14 protein-coding genes are annotated in these 14197 nt (G+C 60.1%); 12 read left to right on the forward strand and 2 right to left on the reverse strand.

Annotated elements, in window-relative coordinates; translation table 11 throughout:
* Window positions 1–82 precede the first annotated feature (82 nt).
* Genes ccoN through ccoP form a run of 4 tightly spaced genes read left to right on the forward strand, consistent with a single transcriptional unit; the run spans window position 83 to window position 3304 of the window.
* A complete protein-coding gene (gene ccoN / locus AC1DQM_RS13850) occupies window positions 83–1525 on the forward strand; it encodes a cytochrome-c oxidase, cbb3-type subunit I (RefSeq protein ID WP_007942208.1) in 1443 nt (480 codons plus the stop codon).
* Window positions 1525–2133: a cytochrome-c oxidase, cbb3-type subunit II gene (gene ccoO / locus AC1DQM_RS13855; RefSeq protein WP_018925301.1), complete on the forward strand. Its 609-nt coding sequence runs from the start codon at window positions 1525–1527 to the stop codon at window positions 2131–2133. Before ccoN ends, ccoO begins: the two co-directional genes overlap by 1 nt.
* 5 nt (window positions 2134–2138) lie before the next feature.
* A complete protein-coding gene (locus AC1DQM_RS13860) occupies window positions 2139–2324 on the forward strand; it encodes a CcoQ/FixQ family Cbb3-type cytochrome c oxidase assembly chaperone (protein WP_003175465.1) in 186 nt (61 codons plus the stop codon).
* Window positions 2321–3304 carry a cytochrome-c oxidase, cbb3-type subunit III gene (gene ccoP, locus AC1DQM_RS13865; RefSeq protein ID WP_018925300.1) on the forward strand — a complete coding sequence of 328 codons (984 nt, stop codon included), beginning with the start codon at window positions 2321–2323 and terminating at the stop codon, window positions 3302–3304. Before AC1DQM_RS13860 ends, ccoP begins: the two co-directional genes overlap by 4 nt.
* Before the next feature lie 55 nt (window positions 3305–3359).
* On the opposite strand, the gene AC1DQM_RS13870 is transcribed toward ccoP, so the two are convergent.
* Window positions 3360–4364 (reverse strand): metallophosphoesterase family protein, encoded by a 1005-nt coding sequence (locus tag AC1DQM_RS13870; protein WP_477746360.1) that lies wholly within the window; start codon window positions 4362–4364, stop codon window positions 3360–3362.
* A gap of 486 nt (window positions 4365–4850) precedes the next feature.
* Between AC1DQM_RS13870 and ccoG the strand changes: the two genes are divergently transcribed.
* From ccoG to AC1DQM_RS13910, 8 genes are all read left to right on the forward strand, one after another.
* Window positions 4851–6266 (forward strand): cytochrome c oxidase accessory protein CcoG, encoded by a 1416-nt coding sequence (gene ccoG, locus AC1DQM_RS13875; RefSeq protein WP_007933370.1) that lies wholly within the window; start codon window positions 4851–4853, stop codon window positions 6264–6266.
* An 11-nt stretch (window positions 6267–6277) separates the two neighbouring features.
* A complete protein-coding gene (locus AC1DQM_RS13880; RefSeq protein WP_111454683.1) occupies window positions 6278–6817 on the forward strand; it encodes a FixH family protein in 540 nt (179 codons plus the stop codon).
* 187 nt (window positions 6818–7004) lie between these two features.
* The gene (locus AC1DQM_RS13885) at window positions 7005–9455 is read left to right on the forward strand and encodes a heavy metal translocating P-type ATPase (protein ID WP_064619119.1); all 2451 of its coding nucleotides are present in this window, start codon (window positions 7005–7007) and stop codon (window positions 9453–9455) included.
* Window positions 9456–9477: 22 nt separating this feature from the next.
* On the forward strand, window positions 9478–9696 hold the full coding sequence (ccoS, locus tag AC1DQM_RS13890; protein WP_007933363.1) for a cbb3-type cytochrome oxidase assembly protein CcoS: 219 nt from the start codon (window positions 9478–9480) through the stop codon (window positions 9694–9696).
* Complete coding sequence (locus AC1DQM_RS13895; RefSeq protein WP_477746361.1) at window positions 9689–10372, forward strand: sulfite exporter TauE/SafE family protein; 684 nt, start codon at window positions 9689–9691, stop codon at window positions 10370–10372. The genes ccoS and AC1DQM_RS13895 overlap by 8 nt, the downstream gene beginning before the upstream one ends.
* Before the next feature lie 117 nt (window positions 10373–10489).
* Window positions 10490–11872, forward strand: coding sequence for an oxygen-independent coproporphyrinogen III oxidase (gene hemN / locus AC1DQM_RS13900; protein ID WP_018925295.1), 1383 nt, complete (start codon window positions 10490–10492; stop codon window positions 11870–11872).
* A gap of 93 nt (window positions 11873–11965) precedes the next feature.
* Window positions 11966–12700, forward strand: a complete 735-nt coding sequence (gene fnr / locus AC1DQM_RS13905) for a fumarate/nitrate reduction transcriptional regulator Fnr (protein WP_018925294.1) — start codon at window positions 11966–11968, stop codon at window positions 12698–12700.
* A gap of 79 nt (window positions 12701–12779) precedes the next feature.
* Window positions 12780–13328 (forward strand): adenine phosphoribosyltransferase, encoded by a 549-nt coding sequence (locus AC1DQM_RS13910; protein ID WP_007933355.1) that lies wholly within the window; start codon window positions 12780–12782, stop codon window positions 13326–13328.
* Window positions 13329–13405: 77 nt separating this feature from the next.
* Here AC1DQM_RS13910 and recR read toward each other — a convergent pair whose 3' ends face one another.
* Window positions 13406–14008, reverse strand: coding sequence for a recombination mediator RecR (recR, locus tag AC1DQM_RS13915; protein ID WP_064619124.1), 603 nt, complete (start codon window positions 14006–14008; stop codon window positions 13406–13408).
* Between the last annotated feature and the right edge of the window lie 189 nt (window positions 14009–14197).

Below are 14197 nucleotides of genomic sequence, written 5' to 3' on the forward strand. Positions count from 1 at the left end.
GCGTTGCAATGACCCCCCGCTTTCTCCATACTTGCGGCCGATTTTTACTCCTAATAAAACACCCAAACCGTGGAACCTTAGAATGAGCACAGCAATCAGTCCGACTGCTTATAACTATAAGGTAGTCCGCCAGTTCGCCATCATGACGGTGGTCTGGGGGATCCTTGGCATGGGGCTTGGTGTCTTCATCGCCTCACAGCTCGTATGGCCGGAATTGAACTTCGGTCTGCCGTGGACGACTTTTGGACGCTTACGCCCGTTGCACACCAACCTGGTGATTTTCGCCTTCGGTGGTTGTGCTCTGTTTGCCACTTCTTATTACGTCGTGCAGCGAACCTGCCAAACGCGACTGATCTCCGACAGCCTCGCGGCCTTCACCTTCTGGGGTTGGCAAGCGGTGATCGTCGGCGCGATCGTGACCTTGCCGATGGGTTTCACCACCACCAAGGAATACGCGGAACTGGAATGGCCCCTGGCTATTCTGCTGGCCATCGTCTGGGTCACCTACGGTCTGGTGTTCTTCGGCACCATCGTCAAGCGCAAGACCAAGCACATCTATGTCGGTAACTGGTTCTACGGTGCCTTCATCGTCGTGACCGCGATGCTGCACATCGTCAACCACATGTCGCTACCGGTCAGCCTGTTCAAGTCCTACTCGGCCTACGCGGGTGCGACCGACGCGATGATCCAGTGGTGGTACGGCCACAACGCCGTGGGCTTCTTCCTGACCACCGGTTTCCTGGGGATGATGTACTACTTCGTGCCGAAGCAGGCCGAGCGTCCGATCTACTCCTATCGCCTGTCGATCGTGCACTTCTGGGCGCTGATCACCCTGTACATCTGGGCCGGTCCGCACCACCTGCACTACACCGCACTGCCGGACTGGGCTCAGTCCCTGGGCATGGCGATGTCGATCATCCTGCTGGCTCCGAGCTGGGGCGGCATGATCAACGGCATGATGACCCTGTCGGGCGCCTGGCATAAGCTGCGCACCGACCCGATCCTGCGCTTCCTGGTGGTATCGCTGGCGTTCTACGGCATGTCGACCTTCGAAGGCCCGATGATGGCCATCAAGACCGTCAACTCGCTCTCGCACTACACCGACTGGACCATCGGCCACGTACACGCCGGCGCCTTGGGCTGGGTAGCGATGATCTCGATCGGCGCCATCTACCACATGATCCCGAAACTGTTCGGCCGTGCACAAATGCACAGCACCGGTCTGATCAACGCGCACTTCTGGCTCGCGACCATCGGTACCGTGTTGTACATCGCTTCGATGTGGGTCAACGGCATCACCCAGGGCCTGATGTGGCGTGCAATCAACGACGACGGCACCCTCACCTACTCGTTCGTGGAAGCGCTGCAAGCCAGCCACCCTGGTTTCATCGTTCGTGCCCTGGGCGGCGCGTTCTTTGCCAGCGGCATGCTGTTGATGGCCTACAACGTGTTCCGTACCGTTCGTGCCTCGGACCCGGCTGAAGCTGAAGCCGCCGCCAAGATTGCTGTAGTTGGAGCTCACTGATGAAGCATGAAGCAGTCGAGAAGAATATTGGCCTGCTGGCCTTCTTCATGGTTATCGCCGTCAGCATCGGCGGCCTGACCCAGATCGTTCCGCTGTTTTTCCAGGACGTTACCAACAAGCCGGTCGAGGGCATGAAGCCTCGTACCGCCCTTGAACTGGAAGGCCGCGACATCTACATCGCCAACGGTTGTGTCGGCTGCCACTCGCAGATGATCCGTCCGTTCCGTGCTGAAACCGAACGCTACGGCCACTACTCGGTCGCCGGTGAAAGCGTCTGGGATCACCCGTTCCTGTGGGGTTCCAAGCGTACCGGTCCGGACCTGGCCCGTGTCGGCGGTCGTTACTCCGATGACTGGCAGCGTGCGCACTTGTACAACCCGCGCAACGTGGTGCCCGAGTCGAAAATGCCGGCTTACCCGTTCCTCGTGGAAAACAAGCTCGACGGCAAAGACACCGCCAAGAAAATGGAAGTCTTGCGCACGCTCGGCGTCCCTTACACCGACGAAGACATCGCCGGCGCCAAGGATGCTGTGAAGGGCAAAACCGAAATGGACGCGCTGGTGGCCTATCTGCAAGGCCTGGGCACCATCATCAAAAGCAAACGGTGATTTAGATGGATATCGGGATGATTCGTGGCCTGGGCACCGTTGTTGTGATGGTGGCCTTCATCGGTCTGGCGTTGTGGGTATTCAGCCCCAAGCGCAAGTCGGAGTTTGAAGACGCGACCTTGCTGCCTTTCGCGGATGATCCCGAAGCCATCAAGCACGTCGAGCAAGCTTCTAGGAGTAACAAAGAATGACTACGTTCTGGAGTCTGTACGTCACAGTCCTCAGTCTCGGCACCATCTTCGCCCTGACCTGGCTGCTGCTGTCCACCCGCAAGGGCCAGCGCGCCGAGCAGACCGACGAGACGGTCGGCCACTCCTTCGACGGGATCGAGGAGTACGACAACCCACTGCCGAAATGGTGGTTCATGCTGTTCGTGGGCACCATCATCTTCGCCCTTGGCTATCTGGTCCTGTACCCGGGCCTGGGTAACTGGAAAGGCCTGTTGCCAGGTTACAACTACCTGGATAACGAGAAGCAGACCGCGTTCGCCAACGGCCAGACCGGCTGGACCGGCGTCCACGAGTGGGAAAAGGAAATGGCCAGGTCGGACGCCAAGTTCGGCCCGATCTTCGCCAAGTTCGCTTCCATGCCAATCGAAGAAGTCGCCAAGGACCCGCAAGCCCTGAAGATGGGTGGCCGCCTGTTCGCCTCCAACTGCTCGGTCTGCCACGGTTCCGACGCCAAAGGCGCTTATGGCTTCCCTAACCTGACCGACGCCGACTGGCGCTGGGGCGGTGAAGCGGCAACCATCAAGACCACCATCATGGGCGGCCGTCACGCCGTGATGCCGGCCTGGGCCGAAGTGATCGGCGAACAAGGCGTCAGCGACGTTGCCGCTTACGTGCTGACCAGCCTCGATGGCCGCAAACTGCCGGAAGGCGCCAAGGCTGACCCGGTTGCCGGCCAGAAGCTGTTCGCTGCCAACTGCGTGGCTTGCCACGGTCCGGAAGGCAAAGGCACCCCGGCCATGGGCGCCCCTAACCTGACTCACCCGGCAGCGTTCATCTACGGTTCGAGCTTCGCTCAACTGCAGCAGACCATCCGTTACGGCCGTCAGGGCCAGATGCCTGCGCAGGAACAGCTGCAAGGCAACGACAAGGTTCACCTGCTGGCCGCTTACGTCTACAGCCTCTCTCACGGTGAGAAAGCGCCGGTGGCAGACGCCCAGTAAGGCAAACGCTCGATGCAACAAAAAAGGCCCCGCCAGTGATCTGGCGGGGCCTTTTTCATGGGCGACTGGTGAAAATTGATTTCACCGGCACTTTCGCTACAAGCTTGCGGTTATGCCACTGGTTGTTTTCGACCAGATCGACCTGCAGTTGCTTGCGATCCGCGGAAAAACTGGCAATCAGATAGGTCTCCTGGGAAGCGCTGCCACTGAGGAAAACGGGCACATTCCCCCTATAGGACATGGAACCGCCGTTTTCATGAAGATGACCGGCGAATATGGCCGTCACTTCATATTTTGCGATCATGTCCCTGAAACGACTTTCCTGACTCCAGTCACCCTGCCAGTCATAGGGTTTATGCATGTTGATAATGATCGCGTAACCTTGGGCCCGGGCGACTCGTAAATCATTTTCAAGCCAATCCAGCGCAGCGGTAATGTTAAAAGTTGTAGGATTCAGGGGATGGGAAATTTTGGTTGCGTAAGTCGGCTCATTATTAAGCTGGACCAGATGAACCTCCCCTATATTTTTGGAATAGGCAAGACTGCCCGAATACATCTTATTGAACAAAAAGCCCGTAATCTTCAAATCGAAATCATCTACCTTGCCGGCATGATGCTCTTGATATTCGACAATACTGCCCGCCGCACAACTATTAGTGAAACAATCATCTACATTGTTCTGATAGTCATGATTACCCAAGCCGTACAGATAGTCTTTATTAAAGTACTTCTGCAGCGTCGAATTGATATACGAACGCTGCCAACCATGACCAAACGCCGTCATGTCACCATTGATCATCAGCGGTACCTGCGAGTGCCCGCCCATCTTGCTTCTGAAATCCGCAATACTCGCGAACTGGGTCTCCACCAGCCATTTGGCACGCTGTTCAAACTCGCTGTCAGGTTCATATTCCTCACTGTCCGTTTTATCCGTCCACGGATACTGCGGATCAGACGCGAAGACCATATGAATAGGTGCACCTTCATTTGAATATGCGACAGATGCCAGCGACAGGATCCACATGCATGCGAATAACTTCGCACCTTTTACAATGTTCATAGAATTCCATTTCCGTAATATTAGATAGGCACGCCGCTATATAACAACGGCATGCCAGAACAACTTATTCCAGAAAATAGAAAACCGCAAACATCAAACAGCGGGCAATTCAGTTAATATATTTCCGACTTGCTTATAACAACTGACGTCGATGCTTTCGCCAGCAGCATAGGACTCCCGTACAGGGAAACGTAATGCGCGCCTGGCTGAAGCGCCGCCACGTCATACCGCCTTCGATGCCAGGATTTTGCCGGTCGATGCCACCGTAGCGCTCGAATGAGCTCGCCGCCCCCTCAAAACCGTCCATAATTCACAAGTCAATTGATTCAAGTCATTACACTGTCAGTTGACTTCCACCAACGTGACCAAAGGTCGCACCCTTGAGTTAGAGCTACAGGCGTATCATTGCGCCACTGCAACACCTCTTTTTGACCGCGGTCGGCACGTACTGACCGAGGCATTTTTCCACTGCCGTGGGATGCAATGATGAGCAATCAGATTCCGGTACACGACGTCACTCCACCCGCCAAGAACGCGAACAACAGCGTCGACCTCTACGCCTCTCGAGAAAAGATCTACACCCGCGCCTTCACCGGTCTGTTCCGCAACCTGCGGATGACGGGTGGTGCCGCACTGTTTCTGCTGTATTTCGGCACGGTGTGGCTGAGCTGGGGCGGTCATCAGGCCGTCTGGTGGAACCTGCCGGAGCGTAAGTTCTTCATTTTTGGCGCGACCTTCTGGCCCCAGGATTTCATCCTGCTCTCAGGCATTCTGATCATCAGCGCCTTCGGCCTGTTCTTCATTACCGTGTATGCCGGTCGGGTCTGGTGCGGCTACACCTGCCCGCAAAGCGTCTGGACCTGGATCTTCATGTGGTGCGAAAAGGTCACCGAAGGCGACCGCAACCAGCGCATCAAGCTCGACAAGGCGCCGATGAGCGCCAACAAATTCCTGCGCAAATTCAGCAAGCACACGATGTGGCTGCTGATCGGCTTCGTGACTGGCATGACCTTCGTCGGCTACTTCTCGCCGATTCGTGAACTGGTGATCGACTTCTTCACCGGTGAAGCCGATGGCTGGTCGTATTTCTGGGTCGGTTTCTTCACCCTCGCCACCTACGGCAACGCCGGCTGGCTACGCGAACAGGTGTGCATTTACATGTGCCCGTACGCCCGCTTCCAGAGCGTGATGTTCGACAAGGACACGCTGATCGTCTCCTACGACCCGCGCCGTGGCGAAAGCCGTGGCCCGCGCAAGAAAGGCATCGACTACAAGGCTCAGGGCCTGGGCGATTGCATCGACTGCACCATGTGCGTCCAGGTCTGCCCCACCGGCATCGACATCCGCGACGGCCTGCAAATCGAATGCATCGGCTGTGCGGCCTGCATCGACGCCTGCGACAGCATCATGGACAAGATGGATTACCCGCGCGGCCTGATCAGCTACACCACTGAGCACAACCTGTCGGGGCAAAAAACCCATAAACTGCGCCCTCGCCTGATCGGCTACGCCCTGGTGTTGCTGACCATGATCGCGTTGCTGGTGACTGCGTTCTTCATGCGCTCGCTGGTCGGTTTCGATGTCAGCAAAGACCGCGTGCTGTACCGTGAGAACGCCGAAGGCCGGATCGAAAACGTCTACAGCCTGAAGATCATGAACAAGGACCAGCGCGACCACACCTACGTGCTCGAAGCCACCGGCCTGCCGGACCTCAAGCTGCAAGGCAAGCGCGAGATCAAAGTCGCCGCCGGGGAAATTTTCAGCCAGCCGGTCGAGTTGTCCAGCTCGCCGGAGCAACTGCCGTCGAGCACCAACGAGGTGAAGTTCATCCTCAAGGATGCCGATGACGCCAGCGTCCACGTTGAAGCCAAGAGCCGATTCATCGGCCCACAAATTCGTTGAGAGAAGTGATCATGCCCGCAGCAACTGCCGCAAGTCCCTGGTACAAGCACCTTTGGCCGTGGATCATCATCGCCATCCTGGCCTGCTCGGTGACCTTGACCCTGTCGATGGTGACCATCGCGGTGAACAACCCGGACAACCTGGTCAACGACAACTATTACGAGGCCGGCAAAGGCATCAACCGCTCCCTGGACCGTGAACTGCTGGCCCAGACCCTGCAACTGCGAGCCAGCGTGCACCTGGATGAGCTGACCGGCGAAGTCGACCTGCGCCTGAGCGGCAACAGCCAACCGAAAACCCTTGAGCTGAATCTGATTTCGCCGACCCAGCCGGAGAAGGATCGCAAGATCACCCTGGCCCGCAGTGAAACTGAACAGGGCCGCTACATTGGCCAGTTGAGCGACAAGGTTGAAGGCCGGCGTTTCGTTGAGTTGTTGGGTATGCAGGATGACAAGACCTGGCGCATGTTCGAGGAAGAACAGGTCAGCCATGCCAAGGATCTGCTGCTCGGTGATGAGCCGTTGCAAGGTGCCGAAGACCTGAAGAAATAGTCACAACGATCTCCTGTGGCGAGCGGGCTTGCCCGCGTTCGGTTGCGCAGCAGCCGCAAGTTGTCTACTCGATCTATCGAGAAGTTCGCGCTGACTGTCTTTGGGACCGCTGCGCGGTCCAACGGGGGCAAGCCCCCTCGCCACAGAGGCCTTTGGGCCTGCCACAATGGTTTTCATGGCAACAAACATGACCAGTCCAACCCCCTGCTACCACTGCGCACTGCCCGTCCCGGCCGGTAGCCGCTTCACCGCCGCTGTCCTCGGGGATACCCGCGAATTCTGCTGCCCGGGTTGCCAGGCGGTGGCCGAGGCCATCGTGGCCGGTGGGCTGGAAAGTTATTACCAGCATCGCAGCGAAGCCTCGGCCAACCCCGAAGCCTTGCCGGTGCAGTTGGTCGACGAGTTGGCGCTGTATGATCGCGCCGACGTGCAGCAACCCTTTGTCCGTCACGAAGGCGAACTCGCCGAAACCACCCTGTTGATGGAAGGCATCAGCTGCGCCGCCTGCGGCTGGCTGATCGAAAAGCATCTTCGCAGCCTGCCGGCGGTGGCCGAAGCACGCCTGAACCTGTCCAACCATCGCCTGCACGTGCGCTGGGCCGACGCGCAATTGCCGTTGAGCCAGGTGCTCAGCGAATTGCGCCACATCGGTTACGCCGCTCACCCTTATCAGGCCGACCGTGCCAGCGAACAACTGGCCAGCGAAAACCGTCTGGCCCTGCGCCAACTCGGGGTCGCCGGGTTGCTGTGGTTCCAGGCGATGATGGCGACCATGGCCACCTGGCCGGAATTCAACATTGACCTCAGCCCCGAACTGCACACCATCTTGCGTTGGGTCGCGTTGTTTCTCACCACGCCGATCGTGTTCTACAGCTGTGCGCCGTTCTTCAAAGGGGCGATGCGCGATCTGCGCACCCGGCACCTGACGATGGACGTCTCGGTGTCACTGGCAATTGGCAGTGCCTATATCGCCGGGATCTGGACCTCGATCACCGGGGTCGGCGAGCTGTATTTCGATGCGGTGGGAATGTTTGCGCTGTTCCTGCTGGCTGGGCGCTACCTGGAACGCCGCGCCCGGGAACGAACCGCCGCCGCGACCGCACAACTGGTCAATCTGTTGCCCGCCTCCTGCCTGCGGCTGAGTGCCGACGGCCAGAGCGAGCGGATTCTGCTCAGCGAGTTACGCGTGGGCGATCAGGTGCTGGTGCACCCCGGCGCGATCCTGCCGGCCGACGGCAAGATCCTCGACGGTCAGTCGAGCATTGACGAATCCCTGCTCACCGGCGAATACCTGCCGCAACCACGAACCCTGGGCGACGCTGTCACCGCTGGCACCTTGAACGTCGAGGGTGCGTTGACCGTGGAGGTCCTGGCGCTGGGTCAGGACACGCGCCTGTCGGCCATCGTCCGCCTGCTGGATCGCGCCCAGGCCGAAAAGCCACGGCTGGCGGAAATCGCCGACCGCGCCGCGCAATGGTTCTTGCTGCTGACGCTTATCGCAGTGGCCGCCATCGGCCTGCTCTGGTGGGAGCTGGATTCATCGCGAGCGTTCTGGATTGTCCTGGCGATGCTGGTTGCGACCTGCCCGTGCGCCTTGTCCCTGGCCACGCCGACCGCTCTCACCGCCGCCACCGGCACGCTGCACAAACTGGGGCTTTTGCTGACGCGCGGCCATGTACTGGAAGGCCTGAACCAGATCGACACGGTGATTTTCGACAAAACCGGCACCCTCACCGAAGGTCGGCTGGCCTTGCGTTCGATCCGGCCGCTTGGGGCACTGGCGAGCGATCAATGCCTGAGCCTCGCCGCCGCCCTGGAAAACCGTTCCGAACACCCGATCGCCCGGGCTTTTGGCCGCGCGCCGCTGGCCGCCGAAGAGGTCCACAGCACGCCGGGCCTGGGTCTCGAAGGCTTGGTCGGCGCGCAACGCCTGCGCATTGGCCAACCGGGTTTTGTCTGCGAGCTCAGCGGTGCTCAAGTGCCGATGATGCCCGATGAACCCGGCCAATGGCTGCTGCTCGGCGACAGCCAGGGACCACTGGCGTGGTTCGTCCTCGACGACCGTTTGCGCGCCGACGCCCCCGCTCTGCTGGCGGCCTGCAAGGCTCGCGGCTGGCGCACCTTGCTGCTGTCCGGCGACAGCTCGCCGATGGTCGCCAGCGTCGCCGCCGAACTGGGCATCGACGAGGCCCGTGGCGGTTTGCGTCCGGACGATAAATTGCAGGTGCTGCAACAACTGCACCAGGAAGGCCGCAAGGTGTTGATGCTCGGTGACGGGGTCAACGACGTGCCGGTGCTGGCCGCCGCCGACATCAGCGTGGCGATGGGCTCGGCCACCGATCTGGCAAAAACCAGTGCCGACGCGGTGTTGCTGTCGAACCGCCTCGACGCGCTGGTGCAAGCCTTCAGCCTGGCCCGTCGCACCCGTCGGGTCATCATCGAGAACTTGCTGTGGGCAGCGCTGTACAATGGCCTCATGTTGCCATTCGCCGCCCTCGGCTGGATCACTCCGGTGTGGGCCGCGGTCGGCATGTCCATCAGTTCGTTGACCGTGGTGTTGAATGCTTTGCGCCTGACTCGCCTGCCGAGCGCGCCAGCCACTAGCGCCACGCCAGAAACCCGCCCGCTGCCGGCCTGAGCCGCGCGGGCATGGAGTCCAGATGCCAGCTCTCTACGTGATGATCCCGGCCGCGCTGCTGATCGTGGCCATCGCTATCTACATCTTCTTCTGGGCGGTCGACAGCGGTCAGTACGACGACCTCGACGGCCCGGCCCACAGCATCCTGTTCGACGACCAGGACCCGAAGCATACGGCAGCGGTCGACGAGGCCAGCGGCCATCCGGCCAAGCCGGACGACAAGGCGCCACCCCATGCTTGATTTGGCGCCACTGCTGGTCTCTGCGCTGATCCTCGGCCTGCTCGGTGGCGGCCATTGCCTGGGCATGTGCGGCGGTTTGATGGGCGCGTTGACCCTGGCGATCCCCAAGGAACAGCGCAGCCGACGCTTGCGCTTGTTGCTGGCCTACAACCTGGGGCGGATTCTCAGCTACGCCGCGGCCGGCCTGCTGATCGGCCTGGCTGGCTGGGCCGTGGCCAATAGCCCGGCGGCGATGTTCATGCGCATCCTCGCCGGATTACTGCTGATCGCCATGGGGCTGTACCTGGCCGGTTGGTGGAGCGGCTTGACCCGCATCGAAAGCCTCGGTCGCGGCCTGTGGCGGCATATCCAGCCGGTGGCCAACACACTGTTGCCAGTGTCGAACCTGCCCCGCGCCTTGCTGCTCGGCGCGCTGTGGGGCTGGCTGCCGTGCGGGCTGGTTTACAGCACATTGCTGTGGTCGGCGAGCCAGGGTAATGCGCTGGACAGTGCGTTGCTGATGCTGGCGTTCGGGTTGGGCACCTGGCCGGTGCTGCTCGCCACAGGCCTGGCCGCCGAGCGGGTCACGGCGTTGTTGCGTAAACGCAGCGTGCGCATGACCGGCGGCTTGTTGGTGATGGTGTTCGGCATCTGGACCTTGCCGGGGCCGCATCAGCATTGGCTCATGGGGCATTAGCCCCCTCGCCACAAAAACTATCGCTATCGCCAATCACCGTTGATGCAAATCAAGATGCCGCAATGCCGCCCCCCCTAGACTCGCCGACACTGCCAGCCTATCCGGGGGAATGCCCGCATGCTCGACGCCATTCGTTGGGACACAGATCTGATCCGCCGTTACGACCTGGCGGGGCCGCGCTACACCTCGTATCCGACGGCCGTGCAATTCGACAGCCAGGTCGGCACCTTCGACCTGTTTCATGCCCTGCGCGACAGCCGCAAGGCGCTGCGGCCGTTATCCCTGTATGTGCACGTGCCGTTCTGCGCGAACATCTGCTACTACTGCGCCTGCAACAAAGTCATCACCAAGGACCGAGGCCGCGCCCTGCCCTATTTGCAGCGCCTGGAACAGGAAATCCAGCTGATCGCCTGCCACCTCGACCCCATGCAAAAAGTCGAGCAACTGCATTTCGGCGGCGGCACACCGACCTTTCTCAGCCACGATGAACTGCGTCAGCTGATGGCCCGGCTGCGCAAGCATTTCAATCTGCTGGACGACGATTCCGGCGACTACGGCATCGAGATCGACCCGCGCGAGGCCGACTGGTCGACCATGGGCCTGCTCCGGGAACTGGGCTTCAACCGGGTCAGCATCGGCCTGCAAGACCTTGACCCGGCGGTACAGCGGGCGGTCAATCGCCTGCAAAGCCTGGAAGAAACCCGCGCGGTGATCGACGCCGCCCGGACTCTGCAATATCGCTCGATCAACATCGATCTGATCTACGGCCTGCCCAAGCAGACGCCCGAGAACTTCGCCCGCACCGTCGACGAAGTCATCAACCTGCAACCGGACCGGCTCTCGGTGTTCAACTACGCCCATCTGCCAGAGCGCTTCATGCCGCAACGGCGGATCAACAGCAACGATCTACCGGAACCGGCGCAGAAGCTGGAAATGCTCCAGCGCACCATCGAACAACTGACGGCCGCCGGTTACCGCTACATCGGCATGGACCACTTCGCCCTGCCCGATGATGAACTGGCGATTGCCCAGGAAGAGTCGACCTTGCAACGCAACTTCCAGGGCTACACCACCCACGGTCATTGCGATCTGATCGGTCTGGGGGTATCGGCCATCAGCCAGATCGGCGACCTGTACTGCCAGAACAGCAGCGACCTGACCCAGTACCAGAACGCTTTGGCGTCCGCGCAACTGGCCACCGCCCGTGGCCTGCTGTGCAATGCCGACGATCGCTTGCGCAGGGCGGTGATTCAGCAACTGATTTGCCATTTCAACCTGGAATTCGCGGAAATCGAGCAGGCCTTCAACATCGATTTTCGCGGTTACTTCGGCGAGCTCTGGCCACAGCTGCAGGACATGGCCAAGGACGGGTTGATCGAGCTCGACAATGAACGGATCACCGTACTCCCCGCAGGCCGACTGCTGGTGCGCTCGGTGTGCATGGTGTTCGATGCATACCTGGAACACACCAATCGCCAGCGCTTTTCACGAGTGATCTAATGCCTTGCGGTTAAATTGTCGCAGGCTGGTCCGAATGTCCTCCCGTGGGGTACCCTTACGTCTTATGCGTGTTTTCCCACAAGGATTAAAGAAATGTCCGAGCCAGTAAAGCTGCGCGCTCATAACCAGGCCCATTGTAAGGATTGCAGCCTGGCCCCTCTCTGCCTGCCACTTTCTCTGAATCTGGAAGACATGGATGCGCTGGACGATATCGTCAAACGTGGTCGCCCGCTGAAAAAAGGCGAATTCCTGTTTCGCCAGGGCGACACGTTCGATTCCGTTTATGCAGTACGCTCCGGCGCCCTGAAGACCTTCAGCCTGAGCGATGGCGGCGAAGAACAACTCACCGGTTTCCATTTGCCGAGTGAATTGGTCGGTCTGTCGGGCATGGACACCGAAAAGCATCCGGTCTCGGCGCAAGCCCTGGAAACCACTTCGGTGTGCGAGATCCCGTTCGAGCGCCTCGACGAACTGGCCCTGCAACTGCCACAACTGCGCCGTCAGTTGATGCGCGTGATGAGCCGCGAGATTCGTGACGATCAGCAAATGATGTTGCTGCTGTCGAAGAAAACCGCCGACGAGCGCATCGCCACCTTCCTGGTCAACCTGTCGGCCCGTTTCCGCGCCCGAGGCTTCTCGGCCAACCAGTTCCGGCTGAGCATGTCGCGCAACGAAATCGGTAATTACCTGGGCCTGGCGGTGGAAACCGTGTCCCGGGTGTTCACGCGCTTCCAGCAAAACGAACTGATCGCCGCCGAGGGCAAGGAAGTGCACATCCTCGACCCGATCCAGCTCTGCGCCCTGGCCGGTGGCTCGATCGAAGGCTGACCCTGTTGACGGTGGCTGAGCGAAACGGTTCAGCCACCGTTATACTGCGACATTTGCAGCCCGCCAGGACACTTCGACGATGGTCATCGACTCCTTCGACATCAAATCACTGATCCGCCCCGTGATCGACTTCCCCAAGCCGGGCGTGATCTTTCGCGACATCACCCCGCTGTTTCAGTCGCCCACAGCCCTGCGCCTGGTGATGGACAGCTTCGCCCATCGCTACGTCGAGGCCGACTTCACCCACATCGGCGCCATGGACGCGCGCGGATTCCTGATCGGTTCGATATTGGCGTATCAGCTGAACAAGCCATTGGTGTTGTTCCGCAAGCAGGGCAAATTGCCTGCCGACGTGCTGGCCGAAGGTTACGCGACCGAATACGGCGAAGCCTTCCTCGAAGTCCACGCCGACAGCCTGTGCGAGGGGGATTCGGTGGTGCTGTTCGATGACCTGATCGCCACCGGCGGCACGCTGATTGCGGCGGCCAACCTGGTTCGGCGCATGGGCGCGCGGGTGCATGAAGCGGCGGCGATCATTGACTTGCCGGAGCTGGGTGGTTCGCAACGGCTGGAAGACATGGGGATTCCGACTTTCTGTCTGACGCAGTTTGCGTTGAGCGATAAGTAAGCGGCGTCTGGAAGGACGCCTTCGCGAGCCGCCAAGTTTTCAAAAGAGGATTTGCAGATCTTTTGATTTTGATACGGTTACAGCGAAATCGGCTTACGCCCGGCAAACGAATGCGCCAATGTCCCGCCATCCACCAGTTCCAGCTCGCCACCCAACGGCACGCCGTGGGCAATGCGCGAGGCGATCAGGCCCTTGTTGCTGAGCAACTGGGCGATGTAATGCGCCGTGGCCTCGCCTTCCACCGTCGGGTTGGTGGCGAGGATGACTTCGGTAAACGTGCCCGCCTCTTCGATCCGCGCCATCAGTTGTGGAATGCCGATGGCTTCCGGCCCCAACCCGTCCAGAGGCGACAAGTGGCCCTTGAGCACGAAGTAGCGACCGCGAAAACCGGTCTGCTCCACCGCGTACACGTCCATCGGACCTTCCACCACACACAGCAAGGTGTCGTCGCGGCGTGAATCGGCGCATTGCGGGCACAGATCGTCTTCGGTCAGCGTGCGGCACAAACGGCAGTGGCCCACCCCTTCCATGGCCTGGCTCAGCGCCTGGGCCAGTCGCGAACCGCCGCTGCGATCGCGCTCAAGCAGTTGCAACGCCATGCGCTGGGCAGTTTTCTGACCCACACCCGGCAAAATTCGCAGGGCATCGATCAGTTGGCGAATCAAAGGGCTGAAGCTCATGGGGAAAAAGTCCGACATAACAACGAGACGCGGTTTATACCCGCGCCTCTGTTTAGCGTCAAATAGCAGCGCCAATTACCCTGTGGCGAGGGGGCTTGCCCCCGTTGGCTCGCGAAGCGGGCCCAGCATCGAAAGCTGTATTGACTGATTTAACGACTGCTGCGCAGCCGAACGAGGGCAAGCCCCCTC

Source organism: Pseudomonas sp. 01L34 (assembly GCF_056400265.1).